Origin of the sequence: Pseudaeromonas paramecii (genome assembly GCF_039540575.1) — a bacterium.
In the GTDB taxonomy this organism is placed as follows: domain Bacteria; phylum Pseudomonadota; class Gammaproteobacteria; order Enterobacterales; family Aeromonadaceae; genus Pseudaeromonas; species Pseudaeromonas paramecii.
In genome coordinates this window covers 15239-41564 of the sequence record NZ_BAABFC010000014.1, presented here as the reverse complement: position 1 = coordinate 41564, position 26326 = coordinate 15239, and the positions used below count along the sequence as shown (strand labels likewise).

Sequence of the window (26326 nt, the reverse complement as noted above, 5' to 3'; positions counted from 1 at the left end):
CGGTCATGGCAGACAAAACGCCATGCTACAAAAAATGACTGGCGAAGGCATCTTTTGCCTTGGCCGACCGGTGGTAGCTGAAAGCCTTGTCTTACGATTTTGCGAATGGGATCAAGGCTTGCCAAGCTGTTGTCATCTGTGTGTGGTAGAAGCCTGCTATTCACGGCATTATCGAAAAGAAAACATCATAAAAACAAAAACCGGCTGGATGCCTGTAAAGTTAGGGACAGTAGCTATGCCCTCCACCATACCGCTGAAAACCTACCATCCCCTGCCGTTGGCGGAGGTGTTGAAGGGGCGTCATCCGGCGCTGTTGTTAGGCCTCTGGTTAGCCAGCCTGCTGGCCAGCGTGGGCCTGGGGGTGGCCTGCGTGGCGCAAAACTGGTCGGGTCTACCCCTGCGTCTGGGGGGCGCCGAGCTGTACCTGACCCTCTATCCACCGCTCATCATCAATACCCTCTGGCTGTTTTGGTTTGGCTTTTGGTGGGCGGCGATTCCCACCTATCTGGCCACCCTGGTGCTGGCGCTGTTTGCCGGCATGCCGGTCTGGTGGGCGTTGGCGTTTGCCTGTTCGGACGTCATCGGCTTCATGGTGCAGCTGATGGTGTTTCGCGCCAGTCAGGTGCCCTATCACCTACGCAGTGTCCAGTCTGTGCTGCTGTTTATCCTGGCGGCCTTCCTGGCTGCAGTGTTCAGCTCCATCGGCGCCTTTATCTGGGTCTATGCCAACCATCTGCCCTCGGCGCAATTTTTCGCCATCTGGCAGGGCTGGTGGCTGGGGGCCTTGCTGCAGAACCTGCTGTTGGTGGCCCCCCTGCTCTGGCTGGGATCCGGGCTGGTGATGCGCTGGCGCACTACGTTTTATCCCTGTCCGGCCCGGCCGATGCCGGACCGCCGACAGGTGGTGGTGAGCCTGGCCACCATGGCCGGCGGTGTCTACCTCTTTCTCTACTTCTCCTATGCCTTAAGTCGCAGCGCCATCATCCCCACCACCCCGCCCATCGATCCCGTCTGGTCTTATGCCTTGCAGCAGATGTCCGAATCCGTGCTGGTGGTCTACTGTGCCCTGGGTCTGCTGCTGCTGGGGCTGAGCGTCATCGCCTACCAGTTTTTCGGCTACTGGACCGCCCACCTGGAGTTGGCGGCGGAGGAGGCGCGGCAGGCCAATGCTGCCAAGTCCCAGTTTCTGGCGCGCATGAGCCACGAGATCCGCACGCCGCTCAACGCCATCATAGGGCTGACCCGCCTGGCGCTGCGCACCATACTCACCCGCAGCCAGCGGGATTACCTGGATAAGGTGCGGCTCTCCGGTGAGTTGTTGCTGGGGGTGGTCAACGATCTGCTGGACTTTTCCAAGATCGAGGCGGGCGAGATGTCGCTGGACTGTGAGCCGTTTGAGCTGCAGGAGGTGCTGCAGCGGGTCAGTGCCATCATGGCTGCCCGGGCGGACGAGAAGCAGCTGGAGCTTCTGTTTGATGTGGAGCCTGGCTTGCCCACCACCCTGTATGGCGACGGTTTTCGTCTGGGGCAGGTGATGATCAACCTGCTGAACAACGCCATCAAGTTCAGTGATGCCGGCGAGGTGGTGCTGAGCATTCATGCCCTGCTGCGTCAGCCCGATTCGGTCACCCTGCGTTTCGAGGTGCGGGATAAGGGCATCGGCATCAGCCAGGCGGAGTTGCCCCGGCTGTTCCGTCCCTTCAGTCAGCTCAACGAGAGCATGGATCGCCGCCATGGCGGCACCGGCCTGGGGCTGTCCATCTGCAAATACCTGGTGGAGAAGATGGGGGGCCGTATCGGCGTCTCCAGCCAGCCTGGGCAAGGCAGCTGTTTCTATTTCGAGCTGCCGTTTCGCACCGATGAGGCCAGCGAGCCGGCCCCGCCGCTGTTACCCCAGCTGCGTGGCCGGCGGGTGCTGCTGGTGCAGGACGGGGTTCTGGGACCGCGTCTGATGCAGGCCATGCTGCAGCGCCTGGGACTGGTGGTGGAGCACCTGGCCGAGTCGGAGGGCGTGATCGCCCGGCTGACGGATGGCGAGCGGCCAGGGTTTGATCTCGTGCTGCTGGCGGAGCAGGTCAATGCCGTACCGGGCCATGTCCTGCTGCGCCAGATCCGCGCCTGTCCCCAGGGCTCCTGGCTGCCGGTGGTGATGCTGGTCTCCATCTCCGGCAGGGAGAGTCTGCTCAAGGAAGCCGATAACCTAGCGATCCGTCACTTTCTGCTCAAGCCGGTGAACCTGTCGGTGCTGCTGGATGTGCTGCAGGAGGCCTTGTGTGACATTCGGGCCATGCGGGAAGATGCACCCGCTCCTAGCCCCTGGCAGGGGCTGCAAGGTCAACGCATCCTGGTGGTGGATGACAATGCCATCAATCGCCAGATAGTCGAGGAGTTGCTGGGAGCCGACGGTGCCACCTTATTGTCGGCCGCTGGTGGCGAGGAGGCCCTGGCCCTGTTGGCGCAGCAGCCGGTGGATCTGGTGTTGATGGATGTGCAGATGCCGGGCATGGATGGCCTGACCGCCACCCGGCTATTGCGCCAGCGGGGCTTTGCTGGGCCCATCATCGCCATGACGGCCCATGCCATGGCCGAAGATCGCCTGGTCTGTCTGGAGGCCGGCATGAACGATCATCTGGCCAAGCCGTTCGAACCGGAACAGCTCAACCGCCTGTTGCAGCGCTGGTTGCCCCAGTCCCAACCTGCGGCGACGGGGGCCGAGACCACGGTTTCGGACGAGACGCTGGCGTTGGCCTGGTTCGAGGAGCCCGCCGCCCTGGAGGCCTTGCGCAGTGTTGGCGTGGATCCCAAGCTGGGCCTGCGCCGCGTCGGTCAGCGGCGGCCCTTGTATCGACGGGTGGTGGAGCGTTTCATCCAGGAAGAGGCCGGTCTGGCGGAACAGTTGCGCTTCCTGGCGCGGCAGCAAAAGCGCGAGGCGCTGCAACAAAGGCTGCATAACCTCAAATCCCTGGCGGGCTACCTGGGGGCCGAAGGGGTGCAAAGTCGCAGTGCCGAGCTGGAGGGGCAGCTGCGGGCGGGTCATCTGCTCGAGGGGGAGGTGGGGGTGCAACTGGAGCTGCTCTCCCGTCATCTGGAGAAGGTCATGGGGGTGCTGCGCAGCCATTGCCCCTTGTCTGCCGATACGCCACCGGAGGCGACCTGCGTCCCCCGTGAGGGGGTTCGCCTGCTCATCGTGGATGACGAGGCGGTACATCGGGAGGTGCTGGCGGATCTGCTCTCCGGCGAAGGCGAACTGCTGATGGCCAGTGACGGCGCTCGGGCCATGGCGCTGGCGCAGACTCAGCAGCCGGATCTTATCCTGCTGGACATGATGATGCCGGACATGAGCGGGGCCGAGGTGCTCAAGCAGCTCAAGGAGAATCCGCTGACCCGGGCCATTCCGGTGATCATCATCTCTGGGCTGGACGCCATTGAGGATGAGGAGCAGGGGCTGGCCCTGGGCGCCTGTGATTACATCATCAAGCCCTTCCATCCCAACATCGCCTGTGCCCGGGTGCGGAACGCCCTGCGCATGGCCCAGCAGCGGGCCTTGCTGGAGCAGCTGGCCCATGTGGACAGCCTGACGCAATTGCCCAACCGGCGGCGCTGCGAGACGGTGCTGGAGGAGGAGTGGTTGCGCTGTGCCAGACAGCAGGTACCGCTGTCGGTGGCGGTGGTGGATATCGATCACTTCAAGCGGATCAATGACAGTTTTGGCCATGCCCGTGGTGATGATGTGTTGCGGCGGGTGGCGCAGCAGATGAGCCGCCTGCTCAATCGCCCAGGGGATCTGGTGGCGCGCTATGGTGGCGAGGAATTTGTGCTGGTGATGCCGCAGACCGAGGCGTCAGGTGCCCAGCAGTTGGCGGAGCAGCTGCGGCAGCTGGTGGCCCAGCAACAGGAGAGTTCCCCCACCGGACTGACGATGGCCGTGACCGTCAGCATTGGTGGCGCGACACAGATTCCGGATGCCAGCCACGGCTATGCCAGCTTGCTGGAGGAGGCGGATCGCATGTTGTATCAGGCCAAGCAGGCTGGACGGGATCAAGTGGCTTGGCACGAGCGACAACTTGTGCTGTAGTGGGACTCAACTGTCCCCATTTCTTATTTACACAGGGAGTGTGCATTAGATGAACAAGGTGAAAGGCATTCTGTGTCTGCTGGGGCTGGTGTCATCCGGTTGTATCTGGTCTTCTTCCAGCGATCTGGTACTGGGTTCCATCCCCGGTGTCAGCCAGCTTTACTCCTATCCCAACAACTGTACCGAGATCTGCTACCAACCCATGAGCCTGGAGCAGACGGTGGCCCATTATCTTAACCAGAGCCTGCAGCGCGATGGCTATGCGGGCCAGGTGAAGGTGCGTCTGGAGGACGGCCAGGTGAAGGTGCAGTTCCCCGACGCAGTACCGGCGGATTATGGTACCCGTGTCATGGCGTTCCTGGGGATGGGCCAGTCCGCGCTGACGGCGGCTCAGCAGCTGAATGAGGCCCATGTCTGGGCCTACAACTGGCGCTTCTTCCTGCCCCATGGCATGGCGCTGGAGAATCACCATTCGGTGCAGTTGCTGCATTTCCCACCCGATGACTCCCTGATGCAGGCCCAGGATTACCTCAAGTCCAAGACCACGGATCGCTGGGCGGCCCTGTTGACCTTGAATGGGGTGCCGGCCGAGCAGACGCCCGCCTACCAGACCATCATAGATCTGGCGCCGGTGGCGGCCCCGGCCAACGTCGGCAGCAAGCTGGCGCCCACCTATGTCGCCTTCACCCCCTATGTCAAAGGCATGATACAGCAGTGGAGTCAGATGCCGCAGGATGGGCAGAGTTACCCCATGGTGGCCTTTGGTCAGCCGGTGCGTCAGTGGTTGGTGCAAAGCTACGGGCAGCAATTCCAATATGCGGGGGCGGCCAAGGGCAAGGCCTTCGCCACCCTGGATCTGGGGGCGCTGGATGTGGGCGGGCGCCAGGTCGCCGTGCTGGGGGCCAATCACCCCAGCCAGATCTGGTATGCCGCCGATCCCGATGAATATGGCGGTGATAGTACCAAGGCGGACAAGATCGGCATCCAGGTCATGGGCCAGGATCTGGTGGCATCTTGCTGGCAGGCGGGGATGGGGGCCAAACCCGGCTCGGACCCGGCAACCCAATTACAGCAGTGTCAACAGCGCTGGCCGGTGGGCTCCGCGGCGGTCTGTGAGCAGTTTTATCAGAGCATACGCCAGCTCAACCCCAGTGAGGCGGCGGAGCGCTGTCAGGCACCGGGCTGATCCAGGGGTTCCTCTTCCTCGTCATACTGCGCTTGCGTCGGCGAGCCGGCACTGACCGGCTCGCCGATGACAATGGCTTCTCCCAGAAACTTGGGTTCCTTCTCCAGCACATAGACATCCAGCAGGCACTTAAAGCGGGCCAGCACCTCCCGCAGGCGGGTGCGGAGATCCAGCATGGTGGCCACGTCCTTGGCGTTGTAGCCGATCACCTCCAGACCATGCTGGCGAGCCAGGTAGATGGCTCTTTCGTTGTGAAATGGTTGGGAGACCACGGTGAAGCGCTGCTGGCCGAACACCTCAGCCGCCCGGACAACCGAGTCCAGGGTACGGAAGCCGGCATAGTCGCTATAGATGAAGCGGGCCGGGATCCCCTCCTTGAGCAGGGCCCGGCGCATCTCGCGCGGTTCGTTGTAGCGCAGGGTGGCGTTATCGCCGGAGACCAGAAAATAGGTGGCCTTGCCCTGCCGGTAGAGTTCGCCGGCGGCGTGGATCCGGTTTTCGAAATAGGGATTGGGTTTGCCTGGGGCTAGGTAGCGGGCGGTGCCCAGGATCAGGGCCACCCTGTTGTAGGGGATCTGGCTGACATCGTCATAGGTATAGCGGTGGCTGAGCCCCACCTGGTAGTAAGAAAAGGCCAGCAAGCCCCCCAGAAGGAGCAGCAGTAGCCCCAGGCTCCAGCGCAACGGCCGGCTGAGCAGACAGGACAGCAGACGGGATGGACTCTTGAACAAGGGCGTGAACACTTGGGCGACAGACGGAGTGCCAGTGTAGCATGCCGGTGCCATGGGCCAAGGGTTGAAATCACAGCTTGGACTCGCTTGTCTCCATGATTTTGCCGGCCAACCAGGCCTGCAGGCGGGGCAGGGGCAAGGGGGGCGAGAAGAGGTAGCCTTGCATCAGTGTGCCTCCCAGCTCCAGCAGCCGTTGACGCTGAGCCTGGGTTTCCACCCCTTCGATGATCACCGCCATCTGCAGGGTCTGCCCCAGGGATAGGATGGCGCGCACTATGCGTTCATCGCCCTGCTCCAGGCGTGCCAGGAAGCAGCGATCCATCTTCAGGGTCGTCACCGGCATCTCCTGTAGCCGCGCCAAGGAGGAGTAGCCGGTGCCAAAGTCATCCAGGTGGATGGCAAAGCCCGCTGCCACCAGACGCTCAAGCTGTCGCTTGACCTTGTCATGATCGTTGGCAAACAGGCTCTCGGTCAGCTCCATGTGAATGGCTTCACGGGGGAGGGCGGCGTCATCTGCCTGCTGGCTCAGTACCTCCACCAGATCCTCCTGCAGTAATTGCAGCACCGACAGGTTGATGTTGAGGGTCAGGTTCGGCAACTGACGCCGCAGGGCCGGCAGACTGGCGATGGCTTGCCCGGCGATCCACATGCCCAGCTCGCCAATCAGGCCCGCCTCCTCGGCAATCGGAATAAATTCTGTCGGCGGGCAATAGCCCTCAGCCCTGGGCCAGCGGGCCAAGGCCTCCACCATCAGCGGCTGGCCGGTTTGGGCATCCACAATCGGTTGGTACCAGACCTCCAACTCCTCATCTTTAATGGCCTGACGCAGGGCCTGTTCGATGCGCAGCCGATGGCTGATGGCCTGATGCAGGCAGGGATCGAAGGTATGGCTGCTGCCCTTGCGCTGACGCTTGGCCTGATACATGGCCAGATCCGCATTGCGGATCAGCTCCTCGGCGCGCAGCTCTGTTTGCTGGTAGGCGATGCCGATGGAGCCGCTGATGCGCAGAGGGGCGGCGCCCAGGTTGATGGGCAAGGCGATCTGTTGCAGCAGCCGCTCAGCCAGTTGCTCGGCACGCCCCCCACCCTCGGGCAGCAGACACAAGAAGGCAAATTCGTCACCGCCCAGACGCACCAGCACATCCGAGGTGCGGGCCACAGCGCGCAGTCGCTGGGCGACCGTGATGAGCAGGGCATCCCCCTGGTGATGGCCCAGGCTGTCGTTGATCAGTTTGAAACCATCCAGATCCAGCATCATCAGGGCTACCTGCAGCTCAGGATGGCGTTGCATCAAGCCGGCATAGCGTTGCAGCACCTCGGTAAAGTATTTGCGGTTGCCCAGGCCCGTCAGCGGGTCGTGCCGAGCCTCATCGTAGAGATCCCGATGGGCGTGGTGGATCTGGCTGACCATGTTATTCAACGAGATGGCCAGGTGGTCCAACTCATCGTTGCCCTGGACCGGCCAGCGAGGCAGCGAGGCCCTCTGCTCGTCGGTCCGTCGGCGGGCCAGATGAGAGAATTGACTCAGGCGGCGCATCACCAGCCGATCAAACAGCACGGCAGACATGCCGCAAGCCACCAGGGACAAGAGGATGGAGTTGCCGATCAGCAGTTGTTGCCAGAGGCTCAGCTGATCCGACAGTTGAGGGGGTTGCTCCAGCCGCAGGTCAATCTGTTCAGGGTTGTAGCGATCGGGCAGCACCTGGTGGCTGAACAGCCAATCGTCTGGGATCTGGACCGGCTGATTGGCCGGTGTGAACTGGATGGGTAGCTTGAGCAGTTGTCGCAGGTTGTCCTGGCGTCCCGGTGTCAGGCGCTGCCCCATCACCAGCCAGCCTCGGGGGGCTTGTTGGCTCTGACTGTCGAGAATGGGGTGGATGGCAAACAGTATTGGGTGTGCTCCCTCCCAGCCGGTGAGCAGGCCGCCTTGCCGGGGGCTAAGTTCAAAGTAGCGGGTTAACAGCGCCTGCGTCTGTTGCCAGAGCGCACTGTTTGCCTGCAGCGGATGGAGTTGTTCTTCCTCGCCTTGATAGTCAAGACTCTGCATCAGCTGCTGCTTGGCATCGATAAACAGCACATAGTCCACCGACAGATTAGCCAGGTAGTCCGGCTGATAGTTGGCTTCCAGATAACCGGGAGCGGCTGAGGCCATATAGTCCCAGGTGTCGTCCCACACTGCGTAGTCCACCACATGGCTCAACAGGTTGCGCTGTTCGGTCTCCAGCAGCAGTGCCGCCCGTTCCAGATCGGACTCAATGTTGTGGCGCTCGTATTGCTGGGCACTTTGCTGCAGCAGATGGCTGCTGCTCCAGTAGCTCAACGCCGCCGCCATCGCCACCAGCAGTAGCAGGTAGAGCAGACTTCTGCTTCTCAGACTGTCGGGGGCCAGGCTCATGGGCTGCTCCGTGCCATTCGGGCCAGGCCCGTTCCAAGGAGTAATTTGAGCATAGGCAGGCGGACGCCGGGCTGCCAAAGGGGATGGAAAGACAAACAAAAAGCGCAAGGTGGAATGCCTTGCGCTTTGGGTATCACGGCGGGACAGCGCTTACTTCACTTCCTTGCCCTGGGCCTGCATATCCGCATGGTAGGAGGAGCGGACGAAGGGGCCGCAGGCGGCGTGGGTGAAGCCCAGATCCAGGGCGATCTGCTTGAGTTCGTCGAACTCGTGGGGCGGCACGTAGCGCTTCACCGGCAGGTGGTGGCGGCTCGGCTGCAGATACTGCCCCAGGGTCAGCATGGTGACACCGTGGGCCCGCAGATCCTTGAGCACCTGGACTATCTCCTCGTTGGTCTCCCCCAGGCCCATCATCAGGCCGGACTTGGTCGGCATGTCGGGATGCAGCTCGCCCATGCGCTTGAGCAGGTCCAGCGACCACTGGTAGTCGGCGCCGGGCCTGGCGATGCGGTACAGCCGCGGGGCGGTTTCCAGGTTGTGGTTGAACACATCCGGCGGATTATCCTTGAGGATCTCCAGCGCCGTGTCCATGCGACCGCGAAAATCCGGGGTCAGGGTCTCGATGCGGGTGTTGGGGGACTCGCGGCGGATGGCGCTGATGCAGTCGGCAAAGTGCTGGGCACCGCCGTCCCGCAGATCGTCCCGGTCCACCGAGGTGATCACCACGTACTTCAAGGCCATCTCGGCGATGGTCTTGGCCAGCTTCTCCGGCTCTTCGGCATCCGGTGCCAATGGGCGGCCGTGGGCCACGTCGCAGAAGGGGCAGCGACGGGTGCAGATGGCGCCCAAAATCATGAAGGTGGCGGTGCCGTGGTTGAAGCACTCCGCCAGGTTGGGGCAAGAGGCTTCCTCGCAGACCGAGTGCAGCTTGTTCTTGCGCATGATGTTCTTGACGTTCTGGATCTTGTCGCTGCTGGCGGGCAGGCGGATGCGCATCCAGTCCGGCTTCGGCAGCACGGGCTCGTCGGCATCGGGCATGAACTTGACCGGGATCAGGGCCATCTTGTCGGCATCGCGCAGCTTGACGCCGGGCTCCATGCGGGTGGGTTTGCTCATGGGGTTTCCTCGTGCAGTTCAGTCCAACGGGGCCGGGCCAGCTGTTGGCTCAGGGCCTTGAGCAGCCGTGGGGCGGCTTCGCTCACACTCTGTGGCCCGCCCAGATCGGCGCATTGGGTCATGGCCAGGCCGGCGTAGCCACAGGGGTTGATGTCCAGGAAGGGGCGCAGGTCCATGTTGACGTTGAGCGCCAGACCATGGAACGAGCAGCCGCGCCGGATACGCAGCCCCAGGGAGGCGATCTTGGCGCCGTTCACGTAGACGCCGGGGGCGTCGGGTTTGGCGGCGGCCTGGATGCCGTCTTCGGCCAGCAGCGCTATCACCGCCTGCTCCATGCAGGTCACCAGATGGCGTACACCGTACTCCTGGCGGCGGACATCCAGCAGCAGGTAGGCGATGAGTTGCCCCGGGCCGTGATAGGTGATCTGGCCACCGCGGTCGCTCTGGACCACGGGGATCTGGGTGCGCTGCAGCAGGTGTTCGGCCTTGCCGGCCTGGCCCTGAGTGTAGACGGGGTCATGTTCCAGCAGCCAGATCTCGTCAGGGGTATCGCTGTCGCGCTCATTGGTGAAACGCTGCATCGCCTGCCAGGTGTCCAGATAGGGACGCCGGCCCAGGAAACGCACGATGAGATCCTGCTGCAAGAATGTTGCCTCTGTGTTAACGCTGAGCGGCCATTATAGCCACCGGCGTTGTTTTTGCCAGCGTGAAGGGGATCACAGTACGTAGCGTACCAGCTCCAGCTTGCCCAATTCGGTGTAGAGGGTTTCCAGCTGGATTTTGCTGGTGGCGGTGACGGTGACGCTGACCGAATGATAGTTGCCCTTGGCACTGGGCTTGATGGTGGGGCTGTAGTCGCCGGGGGCATGTTGCTGCAGCACGGCGATCACCTGCTCCACCAGGGCGGGATCGGCGATCCCCAGCACCTTGAAGGGAAACTGGCAGGGGAACTCGAGCAGCTCGTCAAATTTGGTATTCAGGGACATAGTGTTTCTCGGTGTACGCAGCGCTCCCGGCCTGAGCCGGGAGCGCCTGGATGTTAACTGAACAGACGCTGGAAGAGCAGCAGCAGGTAATCCCACAGCCGGCTGAACAGGCTGCCTTCCTCCACGCTTTCCAGGGCCACCAGCGGATAGCTGGCCAGCTCCTTGTCGTCGCTCTTGAGGTAGATGGTGCCCACCACGTCGCCCTGCTTGATGGGGGCGTTGAGCTGGCCATTCAACTGGAACTCCGCCTTCATCTTGCTGGCCTGACCACGGGGGACGATCACGCTGATCTCCTGGGCGGTACCCAGCTTGATCTCGCTCTTGTCACCCATCCAGATCCGCTGGCTGGTCAGCTCGGCACCCGCCTTGTAGGGGGTGAGGTTCTGATAGAAGCGGAAGCCATAGGTCAGCAGCTTCTTGCTGTCTTCGGCCCGTTCCCGTTCGGAGTTGGCACCCAGCACCACGGAGATCAGACGCATGTTATCCGGGCCGGGGGCGGAGGCCACCAGGTTGTAGCCTACCTCGCTGACGTGGCCGGTCTTGATGCCGTCCACCGGCAGGCTCTTGTCCCACAGCAGCTTGTTGCGGTTGTGCTGACGGATGCCGTTGAAGGTGAACTCCTTCTGGGAGTAGATGGCGTACTCGTCCGGCAGATCCCGGATCAGGGCCCGGCCCAGCAGGGCCATGTCGTAGGCGCTGGAGTAGTGGTTGTCGTCATACAGGCCATGGGCGTTGACGAAGTGGCTCTCCTTCATGCCCAGCTTGGCGGCCCACTGGTTCATCAGGCTGGCGAAGGAGTCTTCGGAACCGGCAATGTGCTCGGCCATGGCGATACAGGCGTCATTGCCGGACTGGATGATGATGCCCTTGTTGAGGTTATCCACGCTGACCTGCTTGCCCACCTCGATGAACATCTTGGAGGAGTCGGAATAGTTCTTCGACCAGGCGTTCTGGCTGATGGTCACCATGTCAGTGGGCTTGATGTTACCGGCCTTCAGCTCCTGGCCGATGATGTAGGAGGTCATCATCTTGGTCAGGCTGGCCGGCGGCAGTCGCTCGTGTTCGTTAGCGCCAAACAGCACCTGGCCTGTGTGGTAGTCCATCAGCAGGTAGGCCTTGGCGGCCAGTTGGGGCGGTGCCGGAATGGCCACCGGGATGGAAGGTGTCGGATCCGGCAGCGGACTCGGATCCGGGGTCGGCGCGGTGGTAGATTCGGCCAGCACGGCGCCGCTAACGGCCACGGCGACGCTCAGCAGAAGGGTTTTCGCCAGTTTCAACTTCATCATCCTTATCTGTGTGGTGAATGAGAGCCCGGGTCGGGGCGACGGGCCGATACTATAACAAACAGGGGCCCCCCTGGCAGCCCCTGTGAGCGGGATCAAGTTATGGCTAGTTAATAAAGAAGGCCTGCCGGTAACCATCCTGCCGCAGTGTGCTGAGCATCTTCTCCGCCTGGGCTCGCTCCAGCGGGCCCAGCTGTAAGCGGTAGACGGGCTCGGCGCTGACCACCTTGAACGGCATGCCGTACTGGCGCTGCAGCTGGGCGGCGGTGGCGTTGGCCTTGTCCGATGAGGCGGTGGCCATCAGTTGGATGGTGCGGGCCTCGTGGCGGGCCAGGATTTCGGCGGCATTGGCCGGTGCCGGCACCTTGATAAGATCCAGGCGTACCCGAGCGGTACCCGGTGCCACCACCCCCAGCTTGGTGGCGGCGCCAAAGGAGAGATCCAGGATGCGGTTGTCGTGGAAGGGGCCGCGATCGTTGACCCGCACTATCAATGACTTGCCGTTATCTAGGTTGGTAACCTTGACATAGGAGGGCAGGGGCAGGTTCTTGTGGGCGGCGGAGAGGCTGGCCTGATCGTAACGCTCGCCGTTGGAGGTATTGAGGCCATGAAAGCCCGGCCCGTACCAGGAGGCGATGCCCTCCTCGGTGTAGCTGTCGATGCCGTTCCAGACCTTGTAGTGGCGGCCCAGCACCTCGTAGTCCTTGTTGCCGATGCGGCTGTAGGGCTCGAAGCGTGGCACCATGCCGTCCACCCCCTGATAGCTGGGCTGGCTCGACTGGGCCGGTCTGGCGGTCGGCGTCGGCTTCTGGCTACAGGCGGCGAGCAGCAGGCTCAGAAGGGACAGCCCCAGCAGGAACAGGCGCTTAGCGGGCATGATACTCCTGGGCAATGGCCTGACTCAGCTGGTATACCGCCATGGCGTACAGCGGGCTGCGGTTATAGCGGGTGATGACATAGAAGTTATGCTCCACCGCCCAGTATTCGGTGCCCTCGGCCCCCTCCAGGCGAATGAGCTTCACCGGCGTCTCGGCAGCCAGCGGCGCGTCACTGGTGACACCGGCGGCCTGCAGCTGCTGCCAATCGGTTGTAATCTCCAGCTTGTCGCTCAGTAGCGCCTGCACCCGGCTCTCATCCGCCACCTTGACCGGGTGGGCCACGGGGGTGCCCAGTTGCCAGTTGTGCTCATGGAAATAGTTGGCCACGCTGCCGATGGCATCGGCCGGGTTGTGGAACAGATCCCGGTGACCGTCGCCATCAAAGTCGATGGCGTAGTGCAGATAGCTGGACGGGATGAATTGGCCCATGCCCATTGCGCCGGCGTAGGAGCCCTTGGGCTCGCTCATCTCCCAGCCCTGTTCGGCCGCCAGCCGCACGTACTGGGCAAACTCCTTGCTGAAGAAGGCGCCGCGGGGCGGATAGTGGAAGCCCAGGGTGTAGAGGGCATCCAGCACAGGATGATCCCCCATGCGGGTGCCGAAATAGGTCTCCACCCCCAGGATGGCCACGATCACCTGGGCCGGCACCTGCAGCTGGGCCTCGGCGCGGGCCAGCAGCTCCGCATGCTGCTGCCAGAAGACGGCGCCGGCGCTGATGCGCTCCGGGGTCAGGAAGATGGGGCGATATTGGGACCAGGGCTTGGCCTCCCAGGGACGCTGGATGGCATCCAGCACCGGCTGGCGAAACTGGGCCTTCACCAGGCCCAGCTGCAGCTGGCTGACCGGTATCTTGAGCTCCTGGCTCAGGGCCTGCAGCCGGGAAAAATCCTCCGGCCGGATGGGGGCCGCGGTGACGCTGAGGCTCAGTGCGAGGCCGAGACTCAGCAGGCTAAGGGGGCGAAACAGTCCCATGGTTCGAAATACTCGTCTGTAGACTGCGGCAAATCAGGCCAGCAGCCGTCTGTGGGTTTGAATGGACATCAGGATGCCAAAACCGGCCGCCAGTGTCACCATGGAGGTCCCGCCATAACTCACTAATGGGAGCGGCACCCCCACCACCGGCAGCAGGCCGCTCACCATGCCGATGTTGACGAACACATAGACGAAGAAGGTCAGGGTCAGGGCGCCGCCCAGCAACCGTTCGAAGCTGCCCTGGGCGTTGACGCTGATGATCATGCAGCGGGCGATGACGTACAGGTAGAGGGCCAGCAGCAGGCAGAAGCCGATGAGGCCGAACTCCTCGCTGAACACGGCGAAGATGAAGTCGGTGTGCCGCTCCGGCAGAAACTCCAGCTGCGACTGGGTGCCGTTGAGCCAGCCCTTGCCGAACAGACCACCGGAACCGATGGCGATCTTGGACTGTATGATGTGATAGCCGCTGCCCAAGGGATCGGATTCCGGGTTGAGGAAGGTCAGCACCCGCTGACGCTGGTAGTCATGCATCAGGAAGAACCAGAGCACCGGCAAGAAGGCGGCCACCAGGGCGCCGGCCGCCAAAATCAGGGCCCAGCTGATGCCCCCCAGGAAGATGGCGAAGATGCCGGACACGGCCACCAGGATGGCGGTGCCCAGATCCGGCTGCTTGGCGATGAGCAGGGTGGGCACCAGCACCATCACCAGGGCGATCACCAGGTGCTTGAAGCGCGGCGGCAGCGGATGGCTGGAGAGGTAGGCGGCGATGGTCATGGGCATCACCAATTTGAGGATCTCCGAGGGCTGGAACTTGATCACCCCCAGATCCAGCCAGCGCTGGGCCCCCTTGCCGATATGACCGAAGGCCAGCACGCAGATGAGCAGCACCACCCCCAGCGCAAACACCGGCGGTGCCCAGCGGGAATAGAAGCTGGGCGGCAGTTGGGCCAGACCTATCATGACCGCAAAGGCCAGGCTGGTGCGGATGATCTGACGCACCAGCATCTCGGGATGCATGCCGGAGGCGGAGTAGAGCACCACCAGACTGACCCCCAGCAAGGAGAGCAGACCCAGCAGCAGCGGCAGATCGATATGCAGCCGTTGCCAGAGGCTGGTGGGGCGGCCGTGACTCATCATGGTTTCTTCTCCTCCGGAGCGGGCTCATCGTCATACTTGCCCAGCAGGTAGGCATCCAACAGGGCGCGGGCCACCGGGGCGGCGTTGGCACTGCCGCCGCCGGCGTTCTCCAGGATCATGGCCACCACGGCGGTGGGCTCCTCGTAGGGAGCGAAGGCTACGAACAGAGCGTTGTCTCTGTGCTCCTCCTTGAGGCGGCTGGCGTCGTACTTCTCGTTTTCCTTCATGTTCACCACCTGGGCGGTACCGGACTTGCCGGCGGCCTTGTAGGGGGTGCCGGCGAAGGCGCGGCGCGCCGTGCCCTCAGGCCCGTTCAGCACCAGGTACATGCCCTCCATGGCCTCCTGCCAGAAACCATCGTTCTTCACCGTCAGGGCAGGCTCCTGGGTCACCCGGTAGGGAGTCTGTTCCCCATCCGGGGCACCCACCGAGCGCAGCAGGTGGGGCACTATGTTGCGGCCATGCTGGGTGAGTATGCTGTGGGCGCGGGCCAGCTGGATGGGGGTGGCGGTCCAGTAGCCCTGGCCTATGCCCACCGAGATGGTGTCGCCCTGATACCAGGGCTGGCGCCAGCGGCTCTGCTTCCATTGGCGGGAGGGCATGATACCGGTGGACTCTTCATAGATGTCGAGGCCGGAATAGTTGCCGAAACCGAAGCGGCTCATGTAGTCGTGCAGGGTGTCGATTCCGGCGCGGAAGGCCAGATCGTAGAAGAAGGTATCCGCCGACACCTCGATGGCCCTGTGCATGTCCATCCAACCGTGGCCCCAGCGTTTCCAGTCCCGCCACTTGCGCGCCACCCCGGGGATCTGGAAGGTGGGGCCGCCGAAGAAGCGGGTCTGGGGGGTGATGAGCCCTTCGTTGAGCCCCATGATGGAGAGCAGGGGTTTGACGGTGGAGGCCGGGGCATAGCCCCCCTGACTGGTGCGGTTGATGAGCGGGCGGGCCGGATCGTTGAGCAGGGCCGAGTAGTCCCGGCTGCTGATGCCGCGCACGAACAGGTTGGGGTCGTAGCTGGGGGAGGACTCCAGGGCCAGCACGCTGCCGTCCCGGGGATCCATCAGCACGATACCGCCGCGCCGGCCAGCCAGCAGCTGCTGGGCCTTCTGCTGCAGGCGGATATCCACGTTCAGATAGATGTCCTGGCCGGCCACCGGCGGCTGGTACTTGAGGGTGCGGATCACCCGGCCCCGGTTGTTGACCTCCACCTCCTGGTAGCCGGCCTGCCCATGCAGTTGATCCTCGTAATACTTTTCCACCCCCAGCTTGCCGATGTCCCGGGTGGCGGCATAGTTGGCCAGCTTGCCGGCCTCATCCAGCCGTTGCAGATCCTTGACGTTGATGCGGGCCACGTAGCCCAGGGCATGGGTCAGGGTCTCGCCGTAGGGATAGAAGCGCTTGAGATAGGCTTCAATGTCCGCGCCGGGGAAGCGGTGCTGGTTCACCGAGAAGCGCGCCACCTGCTCGTCGGTCAGCTGCTCCACCAGGGGCACGGGATTGAAGCGCCGGGTGCGTTTCACTTCCCGGTAGAACTGCTCTTCGGTGCTGGGATCCAGGTCCAGCAGCTGGATCAGCTGTTTGACCATGCCGTGCAGATCCTGGGTCTGATCCGGCACGATTTCCAGGCTGAACACGGGGCGGTTTTCCGCCAGCAGCACGCCGTTGCGGTCGAAGATCAGGCCGCGGGGTGGCGCCACCGGCACCACCTTGATGCGGTTATCGTTGGAGCGGGTCTGGTAGGTGTCGTGATTGACTACCTGCAGCCAGTAGAGGTTGGCCAGCAGCAGACAGGAGAGCAGGGCCATGCCGATGCCGGCCACCAGGGCGCGGCGATAGAAGAGGGCGGCCTCGGCGCCGTTGTCCTTGATGGAGATGCGCTGCTTGAGCATGACTTATTCCCTATGGTAGGGGTGGTTGGCGGTGATGCTCCAGGCCCGGTAGAGGCTCTCGGCCACCACCACCCGCACTAGGGGATGGGGCAGGGTCAGGGGCGATAGGGACCAGCTTTGCTCGGCGGCGGCCTTGCACTCGGGGGCCAGCCCTTCGGGGCCACCGATGAGCAGGGCCACATCCCGACCATCCTGCTTCCAGCTCTCCAGCTGCTGGGCCAACTGGGGCGTGGTCCAGGTTTTGCCGGGGATATCCAGGGTGACCACCCTTGCCCCCTTGGCCAGGGCGGCCAGGGTCAGCTCCCCCTCCTTTTGCAGGATGCGGGGAATGTCGGCGTTCTTGCCCCGTTTGCCGGCCGGGATCTCGATGAGCTCCAACGGCAGGTCCTTGGGAAAGCGCCGCTGGTATTCGGTGAAGGCGGTCTCCACCCAGTCAGGCATCTTGGTGCCCACCGCAATCAGCTGGATCTTCATGCTCAGGCCGCGGCGCCCAGGCTGCCGCTCCACAGCTTCTCCAGCTGATATAGGTTGCGGGTCTCGTCCTGCATCACGTGGACCACCACCTCACCCAGATCCAGCAGCACCCATTCACCGGTATCCCGACCCTCGATGCCCAGAGGCAGCAGGCCGGTGTGGCGGACCTCCTCCTCCACGTGCTCGGCGATGGAGATGACATGCCGGCTGGAGTTGCCGCTGCAGATGATCATGCAATCGGTCATGCTGGACTTGCCACGCACATCCAGGGTGATGATGTCGCGGCCCTTGAGATCGTCAATCTTGTCGATGATGAATGCTTGAAGTGCTTGACCCTGCAAGAGGCGGCCTCCTTTGGTAACTGGAATAAGTAGTGAGATTGAATAAAAAACGCCCGGCAGTATAGCACGCCGGCCCCGGGGGCTTGCTAGGGTGCCTCAGGTGCACTCAGCAGGCAAGGGGGCAATGCATTGGCGTCCTTGAAGCCCAGACAGAGGGCCTGCAACAAGAGCCAGGCCGACTCCTGCTCGAAGCGCCCCAGCAGGCGATTGAGCTCACTGGCACCGTGTAGCAGCTGGCGCAGCTTGGGCAGTGGCAGCCGCTGCAGGGCCTGCTGGTAGAGGGCCTGACGGCTCTGCCAGATGCGGGCCTGGGCAAACAGCTGGGCCAGGGACTGGCCCTGACGGGCGGCCAGCTGCAACCCCAGCAGTTGCTCGATTTCCCGGGCCAGGGTCCAGGCCAGCAGGCCCGCTTCTACCCCTTCTTCGCGCAACTGCTGCAGGATGCGGCTGCCCCGGTTGACCTTGCCGGCCAGCAGGGCATCGATGAGCTGAAACGGGGTGAAATGATTGTGCTGGGTGATGTTCTCCTGCAGCACCGCCAGGCTGATGGGCTGGGGCAGGCCCAGCAGGGCGAGCTTCTCCAGCTCCTGGGCGGCGGCCAGCAGGTTGCCCTCGAAGGCGTGGCACATCAGCTGCAGGGCTTCGGGTTGCAGCTGCAGGCCGCTTTGCTGAGCCCGTTGCTGCATCCAGCGGGGGAACTGCTTGGCCTCCGGCGTCGCCACCGGCACATAGACGCCGAGCCGGCTTAAGGCCTCAAACCACTTGCTCTTGCTCTGGGCGGCGGACAGCCGGGGGCCGTGTAGCAACAGCAGCAGATCCGGGTGCAGGCGCTCCTGCAGCTCGCGGATACGCTCGGCCCACTCCTTGGGCGGCTTGGCGCCCAGCTCCAGCTCGATGATCTGGCGGCTGGCAAACAGGCTCAGCGCCTGGCAGGTCTCCAGCAGCAGGGACCAGTCCAGGCCGTCGTCGGTGGCAAAGCAGTGGCGTTCGGTGAAGCCCTGTTCGGCGGCGGTGTGGCGCAGCCGATCCAGGGTCTCGAGTTTGATCAGGGGGTCATCGCCGAACACCAGATAACAGGGGGCGAGCCCCTTCTTCAGGTGATCGGCGACTTGTTCCGGGTACAGGCGCATCAGAACTTGAGGCGGCTGAGCTGGATGAGGATCTGATCCGCGGTCTGCTCCAGCATTTCATCCTTGAGCTGCTCCTGTTCCCGGCTGGAAGCCAGGGCCTGGTTGGCCTTGTTCAGGAAGCTGCGGTTGAAGCTGGCGTTGAACTGTTGCGGCTCGTGATTGGGCACCGTCAGGGTGCAGTGGGTGTTGAACAGCATCAGGTATTCCACCACCTGACTGCGGCTGTCTACCGAGGCCGCCTCGTTGCGCACACTGATGTCACCCAGGGTCAGCACGGCCGCCGACTCGTCGGCGGTCACCAGCTGGACGTTGGCCCGGCGCAGGCGCAGGGCCACGGCGCGGTAGAGGTCGCTGCGCTCATCGCCGATGAGCTGGAGGCGGGAGAGCTCCGGGGGCAGCAGCTGGCTGCCGCCCCGCAGGTGATAGCCGCAGCCGCCCAGCAGCAGGCCCAGCAGGCAAGTGAGGACGAGCCCCAGGCCACGCATCAGGCCACCACCAGGTTCAGCAGCTTGCCCGGCACATAGATGGCCTTGCGCACTTCCTTGCCGTCGGTGAACTTGGCCACGCTGGCGTCGGCGAAGGCCAGTGTCTTGACCGCTTCTTCGCTGGCGTCGGCGGCCACGGTGATCTTGCCTCGCACCTTGCCGTTCACCTGCACCACGATGAGCTTCTCGTCTTCCACCATGGCGGCGGCATCGGCGGTGGGCCATTGGGCCTCGTCCACGTCACCTTCGCCACCCAGGGCCTGCCACAGGGCAAAGGCGGTGTGGGGGGTGATGGGGTAGAGCATCAGTACCACCTGGCTCAGCACCTCCTGGGTCAGGGCGCGGTCGGAGTCGGACTCCTGCGGTGCCTTGGCCAGGCGGTTCATCAGCTCCATGATGGCGGCGATGGCGGTGTTGAAGGTCTGGCGGCGACCGATGTCGTCAGACACCTTGGCAATGGTCTTGTGCAGCTCGCGACGCAGGGCCTTCTGTTCGTTGGACAGGCTGGCGACATCCAGCGGCGCCACCGGGCCTCGGGCCACGTGGTCGGCCACTGCCTTCCACAGCCGGCGCAGGAAGCGCTGGGCCCCTTCCACGCCGGACTCCTGCCATTCCAGGGTCATGTCGGCGGGGGAGGCGAACATCATGAACAGTCGCACCGTATCGGCGCCATAGCGCTCCACCATCAGCTGGGGGTCAATGCCGTTGTTCTTGGACTTGGACATCTTGGTCATGCCGGCGTGCACCAGCTCATGGCCCTCGTTGTCCACCGCCTTGATGATGGCGCCCTTGGCATCCCGTTCTACCTTGACGTCCACCGGGCTGACCCAGACGCGGGCGCCGTTGTCGGTGTAGTAGAAGGCGTCGGCCAGCACCATGCCCTGGCACAGCAGGCGGGTGAAGGGCTCGTCGCTGTTCACCATGCCGGCGTCACGCAGCAGCTTGTGGAAGAAGCGGGCGTACAGCAGGTGCATACAGGCGTGTTCGATACCGCCGATGTACTGATCCACCGGCAGCCAGTGGTTGGCGCGCACCGGATCCAGCATGCCTTCCTGATAGTCCGGGCAGCAGTAGCGGGCGAAGTACCAGGAGGACTCCATGAAGGTGTCGAAGGTGTCGGTTTCCCGCAGGGCCGGCTGACCGTCGATCTGAGTCTTGGCCCACGCCGGATCGGCCTTGATGGGGCTCTGTACGCCGTCCATCACCACGTCTTCGGGCAGTATCACCGGCAACTGCTCGGCCGGGGCCGGCACCACGGTACCGTCTTCGGTGGTGAGCATGGGGATGGGGGCACCCCAGTAGCGCTGACGGGAGACACCCCAGTCGCGCAGGCGGTAGTTGACGGTGCGCTTGCCCTTGCCGGCAGCTTCCAGGCGGGCGCAGATGGCGTCGAAGGCGCCCTGGAAGTCCAGGCCGTCAAAGTCGCCGGAGTTGAACAGCAGGCCCTTGTCGGTGTGGGCGGCGGCGCTCACATCCGGCTCGTTGCCGTCGGCAGCCAGGATCACCGGGCGGATCTCCAGACCGTATTTCTGGGCGAATTCAAAGTCCCGCTGATCGTGGGCCGGTACCGCCATCACGGCGCCGGTGCCGTAATCCATCAGCACGAAGTTGGCCACCATGATGGGCACGCGACGGCCATCTATGGGGTGCAGGGCGTACAGGCCGGTGGCCATGCCCTTCTTCTCCATGGTGGCCAGCTCGGCTTCGGCCACCTTGGTGTTCTTGCACTCGTCCAGGAAGTCGGCCAGGGCCGGGTTGCCTTCGGCGGCCTGACGGGCCAGGGGGTGACCGGCGGCCACCGCCACGTAGGTGACGCCCATCAGGGTGTCCGGGCGGGTGGTGTAGATGTCAAAGTGCTGGTCGCTGCCGTCCACCGCGAAGGTCATGGTCAGGCCTTCGGAGCGGCCGATCCAGTTGCGCTGCATGGTCTTGACCATCTCGGGCCAGCCATCCAGCTTGTCCAGATCGGTGAGCAGCTCTTCGGCGTAGGCGGTGATCTTGATGAACCACTGGGGGATCTCTTTTTGCTCCACCGGGGTATCGCAGCGCCAGCAGCAGCCGTCCTGCACCTGCTCGTTGGCCAGCACCGTCTGGTCATTGGGACACCAGTTGACGGAGGAGGTCTTCTTGTAGACCAGCCCCTTCTTGTACAGCTCGGTGAAGAACCACTGCTCCCAGCGGTAGTAATCCGGGGTGCAGGTGGCCAGCTCGCGATCCCAGTCGTAGCCCAGGCCCAGCATCTTCAGCTGGCCCTTCATGTATTCGATGTTCTCGTAGGTCCACTTGGCCGGCGCCGTGTTGTTCTTGATGGCGGCGTTTTCCGCCGGCAGGCCGAAGGCGTCCCAGCCGATGGGCTGCAGCACGTTCTTGCCGTTCAGACGCTGATAGCGGGAGATGACGTCGCCGATGGTGTAGTTACGAACGTGCCCCATGTGCAGGCGACCAGACGGGTAGGGGAACATGGAGAGGCAGTAGAACTTCTCCTTGTCCACTTTCTCTACGGCTTTGAAGGTCTGGCGCTGTTCCCAGTGACGCTGAACGTCCTGCTCGAGGATCTGGGGTTGATACTGTTCTTGCATGGCTGACATCTGGCTATCCGATATGTGTGAATTGGATTGGCAATCCCGCTGGAAAATCGCCATAGAATACTTGTAATGGCAGGGAGCAACAATACCGGCGGTGCCGGGGCAACCTTTGCCCGGTGCGGCCATCCATGACCCGGAGGCCCTATGTCCAAACTGCAGCACGCCTACGAGACCTTCATCCTGCGCCTCAAGCAGGAGATCCACGACACCGAAACCGTCCAGTCCCAGCGGCTGGATGAGCTGATCGAACAGACCCAGGCGTATCTGGAAGCCGCCGGCGAGCTGACCCAGGACGAGTGGGCCCTGGTGGCCGAGTATGTGCGGGAGGATCTGCGGCAGTTCGAGCAGACGCCGGGCGGCTATGCCGACAGCGCCTTCTATCAGTCACTCAAAGAGTCCATCTGGGGCTGGCTGCTGGATCTGTCGGATCGCAGTCAGCTGCAGTGGGTGGAGATGTTGCAAGACATCCAGCACCAGGGCCACTACCGGGCGGGGGATAGGGTGGGGCTGGGCGTCCTGGTGTGCGAGGGCTGCGGTTATCGCCGCCTGGTGCTGCACCCGGAGCGGCTGGCCAGCTGCCTCCAGTGCGAGGGCACGGAATTTCGCCGTGAGCCGCTGGCGCCCTGACCCGCGGCAATGAAACGGGCGCCCGTCAGGCGCCCGCTCCGGATCAGGCCTGGTCCTGCGGCCGCCGCCAGCGGCCCAGCAGCCAGCCCAGGGCCAACAGCAACAGCAGGGGCGCCGAGCCCAGGCGGTTGTAGGGCGTTTGCCCTTGGGCCGGTGCCACCGAGGCCCGCAGCACCCCTTCCTCAAATTGCGGCAGTGTCTTCATCACCTGACCCTTGGCGTTGATCACCACGGTCACCCCGCTGTTGGTGGCGCGCAGCACCGGCTTGCCCAGCTCCAGGGCCCGCATGCGGGCGATACTCATGTGCTGCCAGGGACCTATGCTGGTGCCGAACCAGGTGTCGTTGGAGACGGTCACTATGTAGTGGGTGTCGGCGTTGACGTTGCGGCGCAGCTCGTCGGAGAAGGCGATCTCGTAGCAGATGGCCGGGGCGAAGTGGTGACCCTGCACCAGCAGGTTGGGCTGCACCGCCTCACCGCGGGAAAACGACGACATGGGCAGGTTGAAGAAGGGCGCCAGGGGCCGCAGCAGATCGCCGAAGGGCACGAACTCGCCGATGGGCAGCAGGTGGTGCTTGTAGTAGCGGTTGGCGTGGCCGAAGTGGTACTCCTCCAGCTCGTCCTGATCCATCTGCCCCAGCCCCAGCAGGGCGTTGTAGAAGCGCTCCGTGTCCGGTTCCATCACCTGGATGCCGGTGATGAAGCCGGTGTTGTTGAAGCGCATCGCCTTGTCCACGTTCACCAAAAACTCGGGCACCTCGTTCTCCAGGGCCGGCACGGCGGACTCGGGCCAGATGATGACATCGGCATCCTGGTTCAGGCGACTCATGTCCATGTAGCGCAGCAGGGTGGGGCGCACCATGGCCGGATCCCACTTCATGGCCTGGGGAATGTTGCCCTGCATCAGGGCGAACTTGAGGGGCTTGCCCTCCTGGGTCCAGGCTATGGGTTTGAGCAGGGCGCCGAGGCCAAACAGTCCCAGGGGCAGCAGCAGCCAGGGCCAGCGGCGTTGCCGGGCGGCCAGCAGCATCCCGGCAACGCTCAGCATCCCGGCCAAGGTGACCCCCTGGACCCCCAGCAGGGGGGCAAACCCGGCCAAGGGGCTGTCGATCTGGCTGTAACCCAGCCACAGCCAGGGGAAGCCGGTGAGCAGGTGCCCCAGCCCCCAGTCCGCCAGCAGCCACAGCAATGGCAGGCCCACCAGGTAGCGGCGCCAGTCCGAGGTGGGCCAGAAGCGGGCCAGCAGGCCGCAGGCCAGGGCCGGAAACAGCGACAGATAGAGGCACAACAGACCCACCAGCACCACCGCCATGGGCAGGTTGATGCCGCCGAACTGGGTCATGCTGACATGGATCCACCACAGCCCCGGCAGGTTGAGGCCCAGCCCCCAGGCCAGGCCCAACCACAGGGCGCGGCGGGGGCGTTGCCCCTGCAGCAGGGCCAGCAGGCTCAGCAGGGAGAGCAGGGCCAGGGGCCAGATCCCGAAGGGGGCGAAGGCGGGCACCGCCAGGGCGCCACAAAGGAACGCGCCCAGACGGGCGCGCCACACGGAACTACGGAAGCTGGCCCAGCGCGGGCCCAGGCGGTCAAACATCGCCGTTCTCGTTCTCATCAAGGGGGTGGGGGATCTTCACCTGCAGCTGCAGCAGGCGGCGGCGGTCGGCATGGACCACCTTGAAGTGATAGCCCTGGATCGGGATGGACTCGCCCTTCTTGGGCAGGTGGCCGAAGGCATGCATCACCAGACCGCCGACCGTATCCACCTCTTCGTCGCTGAACTCGGCGCCGAAGTGGTCGTTGAAGTCTTCGATGGGGGTCAGGGCATGGACGGCGTAGACGCTCTTGCTGATGCGGCGGATCTGCTCCAGCTGCTCCTGCTGCTCGTCGTACTCATCCTCGATCTCGCCGACAATCAGCTCCAGGATGTCCTCTATGGTGACGAGACCGGACACGCCGCCGAACTCGTCCACTACTATGGCCATGTGGTAGCGCTGCTGCTGGAACTCCTTGAGCAGGCGATCCACCCGCTTGCTCTCGGGCACCACCACCGCCGGACGCAGGATACGCTCGAAGCTGAATTCCTCGTCGGTGTGAGCAAAGCCGAACTGCAGCAAGTCCTTGGCCAGCAGTATGCCTTCCACGTGATCCTTGTCTTCGTTGATCACCGGGAAGCGGGAGTGGGCGGATTCGATGATGATGGGCAGGAAGCTGCTCACCGGCTGATCCCGGCGTATGGTGACCATCTGGGAGCGGGGGATCATGATGTCCCGCACCCGCAGCTCGGCCACTTCCAGCACCCCTTCTATCATCTCCTTGGTGTCACCGTCGATGACATCCCGCTCTTCAGCGTCCTGGATGACGCCCACTAATTCATCAAGATCTTTTGGCTCGCCCTGGAACAGATGACTCAATCGCTCCAGCCAGGTCTTCCTGGACGAGCCGGTACTAGGATAGGGTTGTTCGTCGCTCATGCGGCTTGGGTGTCCTTAACACTCGTCGTCTTGGTAGGGATCGGGGAAACCGAGGTCGGCCATGAATTCTTTCTCCAGGGCCTCCATCTCGTCGGCTTCTGCCTCTTCAATATGGTCATACCCTAGCAAATGCAAGCTGCCATGCACAACCATATGAGCCCAGTGGGCCGCCAGGGCCTTGCCCTGCTCCTGGGCCTCCCGCTCCACCACCTGGCGGCAGATGATGAGATCCCCCAGCAGGGGCAGCTCGACGCCGGGCGGGCACTCGAAGGGGAAGGAGAGCACATTGGTGGGCTTGTCCTTGCCGCGGTAGGTGAGGTTGAGCTCATGGCTCTCTGCCTCGTCCACCAGGCGGATGGTCACCTCGGCCTCGGCCTGAAAGGGTAGGACGGCGGCGTCCAGCCAGCGCTGGAAGTCGGCTTCGCTCGGCAGGCCGGCCTCATCGGCGCAGGCCAGTTGCAAGTCCAGGATCACGCTCATGCCGGTGTCTCCGGTTTGGGTTGTTGGGCCTGTTCGCGGCGGTGCGCCTCGTCATGGGCCTCGTAGGCCTGGACGATGCGGGCCACCACGGGGTGACGCACCACGTCACCGGCCTGGAAGAAGTTGAAGGAGAGCCCCTCGACGCCGGAGAGCACCTCGATGGCGTGGCGCAGGCCAGAGCGGACGTTGCGCGGCAGATCCATCTGGGTGATGTCGCCGGTGACCACCGCCTTGGAGTTGAAGCCGATGCGGGTGAGGAACATCTTCATCTGCTCCACGGTCGTGTTCTGGCCTTCATCCAGGATGATGAAGGCGTCGTTCAGGGTGCGACCACGCATGTAGGCCAGGGGGGCGATTTCGATCACCTGGCGCTCAATTAGCTTCTCCACCCGCTCGAAGCCTAGCATCTCGAACAGGGCGTCGTACAGGGGGCGCAGGTAAGGGTCTACCTTCTGGGAGAGATCGCCGGGCAGAAAGCCCAGCTTCTCGCCGGCCTCCACCGCCGGACGGGTCAGCAGGATGCGGCGGATCTCCTGGCGCTCCAGGGCGTCCACCGCCGCGGCCACTGCCAGATAGGTTTTGCCGGTGCCGGCCGGGCCTATGCCGAAGGTGATGTCGTGGGTGACTATGTTGGCGATGTACTGGGCCTGATTGGGGGATCTGGGCTTGACCATGCCGCGCTTGGTCTTGATGTTCACTTCCTTGCCGTAGGGGATGCTGCCGGCCTGGGGCGCGGCCTCTTCATCCTGTTCCAGGGCATGGCAGCCCTGGATGGCCAGGTGCACCTGCTCGGGGGTCAGATCCTCGGCCTTGCCGCCACGCACCGGGGCCGTCTCCACGTACAGGCTTTTGAGCAGATCCCGCACCGCCTCGGCCTGGGCCTCACGGCCCACCACCTGGAAGTGGTTATTGCGGTAGTTGAGCTCCACGCCCAGGCGGCGCTCTATCTGCTTGAGGTTATCGTCGAACGGGCCGCACAGGCAGGCCAGACGCTGGCTGTCCGCCGGCTCCAGGTGCAGGTCGAGGGTGGTGATGTGTCGGGTCAAAGCATACCTCGCGGGCTTGAGGGGCGACCCGGCCGGGTC

At 63.7% G+C, this 26326-nt stretch carries 22 protein-coding genes; 3 read left to right on the top strand and 19 right to left on the bottom strand.

Annotated elements, in window-relative coordinates:
* The first annotated feature begins 235 nt into the window (after positions 1-235).
* Both ABD847_RS11460 and ABD847_RS11455 read left to right on the top strand, forming a co-directional pair.
* Positions 236-4075: a response regulator gene (locus ABD847_RS11460; RefSeq protein WP_345013094.1), complete on the top strand. Its 3840-nt coding sequence runs from the start codon at positions 236-238 to the stop codon at positions 4073-4075.
* Between the two features lie 49 nt (positions 4076-4124).
* On the top strand, positions 4125-5261 hold the full coding sequence (locus ABD847_RS11455) for a hypothetical protein (protein WP_345013092.1): 1137 nt from the start codon (positions 4125-4127) through the stop codon (positions 5259-5261).
* Here ABD847_RS11455 and ABD847_RS11450 read toward each other — a convergent pair.
* The 15 genes from ABD847_RS11450 to leuS form a co-directional block, all read right to left on the bottom strand.
* On the bottom strand, positions 5246-5992 hold the full coding sequence (locus ABD847_RS11450; RefSeq protein WP_425568458.1) for a SanA/YdcF family protein: 747 nt from the start codon (positions 5990-5992) through the stop codon (positions 5246-5248). The genes ABD847_RS11455 and ABD847_RS11450 overlap by 16 nt on opposite strands.
* 70 nt (positions 5993-6062) lie before the next feature.
* Entirely contained in the window at positions 6063-8387 is a 2325-nt protein-coding gene (locus ABD847_RS11445; RefSeq protein ID WP_345013090.1) for a putative bifunctional diguanylate cyclase/phosphodiesterase, read from the bottom strand.
* A 150-nt stretch (positions 8388-8537) separates the two neighbouring features.
* Entirely contained in the window at positions 8538-9503 is a 966-nt protein-coding gene (gene lipA / locus ABD847_RS11440; RefSeq protein WP_345013088.1) for a lipoyl synthase, read from the bottom strand.
* The gene (gene lipB / locus ABD847_RS11435; RefSeq protein ID WP_345013086.1) at positions 9500-10147 is read right to left on the bottom strand and encodes a lipoyl(octanoyl) transferase LipB; all 648 of its coding nucleotides are present in this window, start codon (positions 10145-10147) and stop codon (positions 9500-9502) included. The genes lipA and lipB overlap by 4 nt, the downstream gene beginning before the upstream one ends.
* Positions 10148-10219: 72 nt before the next feature.
* Positions 10220-10483, bottom strand: coding sequence for a DUF493 family protein YbeD (ybeD, locus tag ABD847_RS11430; RefSeq protein WP_345013354.1), 264 nt, complete (start codon positions 10481-10483; stop codon positions 10220-10222).
* A gap of 59 nt (positions 10484-10542) precedes the next feature.
* Complete coding sequence (locus ABD847_RS11425) at positions 10543-11772, bottom strand: serine hydrolase (RefSeq protein WP_345013083.1); 1230 nt, start codon at positions 11770-11772, stop codon at positions 10543-10545.
* A 106-nt stretch (positions 11773-11878) separates the two neighbouring features.
* Positions 11879-12649: a septal ring lytic transglycosylase RlpA family protein gene (locus ABD847_RS11420; RefSeq protein WP_345013081.1), complete on the bottom strand. Its 771-nt coding sequence runs from the start codon at positions 12647-12649 to the stop codon at positions 11879-11881.
* Complete coding sequence (gene mltB / locus ABD847_RS11415) at positions 12639-13622, bottom strand: lytic murein transglycosylase B (RefSeq protein ID WP_345013079.1); 984 nt, start codon at positions 13620-13622, stop codon at positions 12639-12641. The genes ABD847_RS11420 and mltB overlap by 11 nt, the downstream gene beginning before the upstream one ends.
* Before the next feature lie 33 nt (positions 13623-13655).
* Positions 13656-14759 carry a rod shape-determining protein RodA gene (gene rodA / locus ABD847_RS11410; protein WP_345013077.1) on the bottom strand — a complete coding sequence of 368 codons (1104 nt, stop codon included), beginning with the start codon at positions 14757-14759 and terminating at the stop codon, positions 13656-13658.
* On the bottom strand, positions 14756-16648 hold the full coding sequence (mrdA, locus tag ABD847_RS11405) for a penicillin-binding protein 2 (RefSeq protein ID WP_345013075.1): 1893 nt from the start codon (positions 16646-16648) through the stop codon (positions 14756-14758). The genes rodA and mrdA overlap by 4 nt, the downstream gene beginning before the upstream one ends.
* Before the next feature lie 3 nt (positions 16649-16651).
* Positions 16652-17122, bottom strand: a complete 471-nt coding sequence (gene rlmH, locus ABD847_RS11400; protein ID WP_345013352.1) for a 23S rRNA (pseudouridine(1915)-N(3))-methyltransferase RlmH — start codon at positions 17120-17122, stop codon at positions 16652-16654.
* 2 nt (positions 17123-17124) lie between these two features.
* Complete coding sequence (gene rsfS, locus ABD847_RS11395) at positions 17125-17463, bottom strand: ribosome silencing factor (RefSeq protein ID WP_345013073.1); 339 nt, start codon at positions 17461-17463, stop codon at positions 17125-17127.
* Between the two features lie 86 nt (positions 17464-17549).
* Positions 17550-18593 carry a DNA polymerase III subunit delta gene (holA, locus tag ABD847_RS11390; protein WP_345013071.1) on the bottom strand — a complete coding sequence of 348 codons (1044 nt, stop codon included), beginning with the start codon at positions 18591-18593 and terminating at the stop codon, positions 17550-17552.
* Positions 18593-19078 (bottom strand): LPS-assembly lipoprotein LptE, encoded by a 486-nt coding sequence (locus ABD847_RS11385; RefSeq protein ID WP_345013069.1) that lies wholly within the window; start codon positions 19076-19078, stop codon positions 18593-18595. Before ABD847_RS11385 ends, holA begins: the two co-directional genes overlap by 1 nt.
* Complete coding sequence (leuS, locus tag ABD847_RS11380) at positions 19078-21657, bottom strand: leucine--tRNA ligase (RefSeq protein WP_345013350.1); 2580 nt, start codon at positions 21655-21657, stop codon at positions 19078-19080. Before leuS ends, ABD847_RS11385 begins: the two co-directional genes overlap by 1 nt.
* A 150-nt stretch (positions 21658-21807) precedes the next feature.
* Here leuS and ABD847_RS11375 point away from each other — a divergent pair, with 150 nt between their 5' ends.
* Positions 21808-22290 (top strand): zinc ribbon-containing protein, encoded by a 483-nt coding sequence (locus ABD847_RS11375; protein WP_345013067.1) that lies wholly within the window; start codon positions 21808-21810, stop codon positions 22288-22290.
* A 43-nt stretch (positions 22291-22333) separates the two neighbouring features.
* Here ABD847_RS11375 and lnt read toward each other — a convergent pair whose 3' ends face one another.
* Genes lnt through ABD847_RS11355 form a run of 4 tightly spaced genes read right to left on the bottom strand, consistent with a single transcriptional unit; the run spans position 22334 to position 26287 of the window.
* A complete protein-coding gene (gene lnt, locus ABD847_RS11370; protein WP_345013065.1) occupies positions 22334-23884 on the bottom strand; it encodes an apolipoprotein N-acyltransferase in 1551 nt (516 codons plus the stop codon).
* Entirely contained in the window at positions 23877-24761 is an 885-nt protein-coding gene (gene corC / locus ABD847_RS11365) for a CNNM family magnesium/cobalt transport protein CorC (RefSeq protein WP_345013063.1), read from the bottom strand. Before corC ends, lnt begins: the two co-directional genes overlap by 8 nt.
* Positions 24762-24776: 15 nt before the next feature.
* Positions 24777-25241, bottom strand: coding sequence for an rRNA maturation RNase YbeY (ybeY, locus tag ABD847_RS11360; protein ID WP_345013061.1), 465 nt, complete (start codon positions 25239-25241; stop codon positions 24777-24779).
* On the bottom strand, positions 25238-26287 hold the full coding sequence (locus ABD847_RS11355; protein ID WP_345013059.1) for a PhoH family protein: 1050 nt from the start codon (positions 26285-26287) through the stop codon (positions 25238-25240). The genes ybeY and ABD847_RS11355 overlap by 4 nt, the downstream gene beginning before the upstream one ends.
* Positions 26288-26326 lie beyond the last annotated feature (39 nt).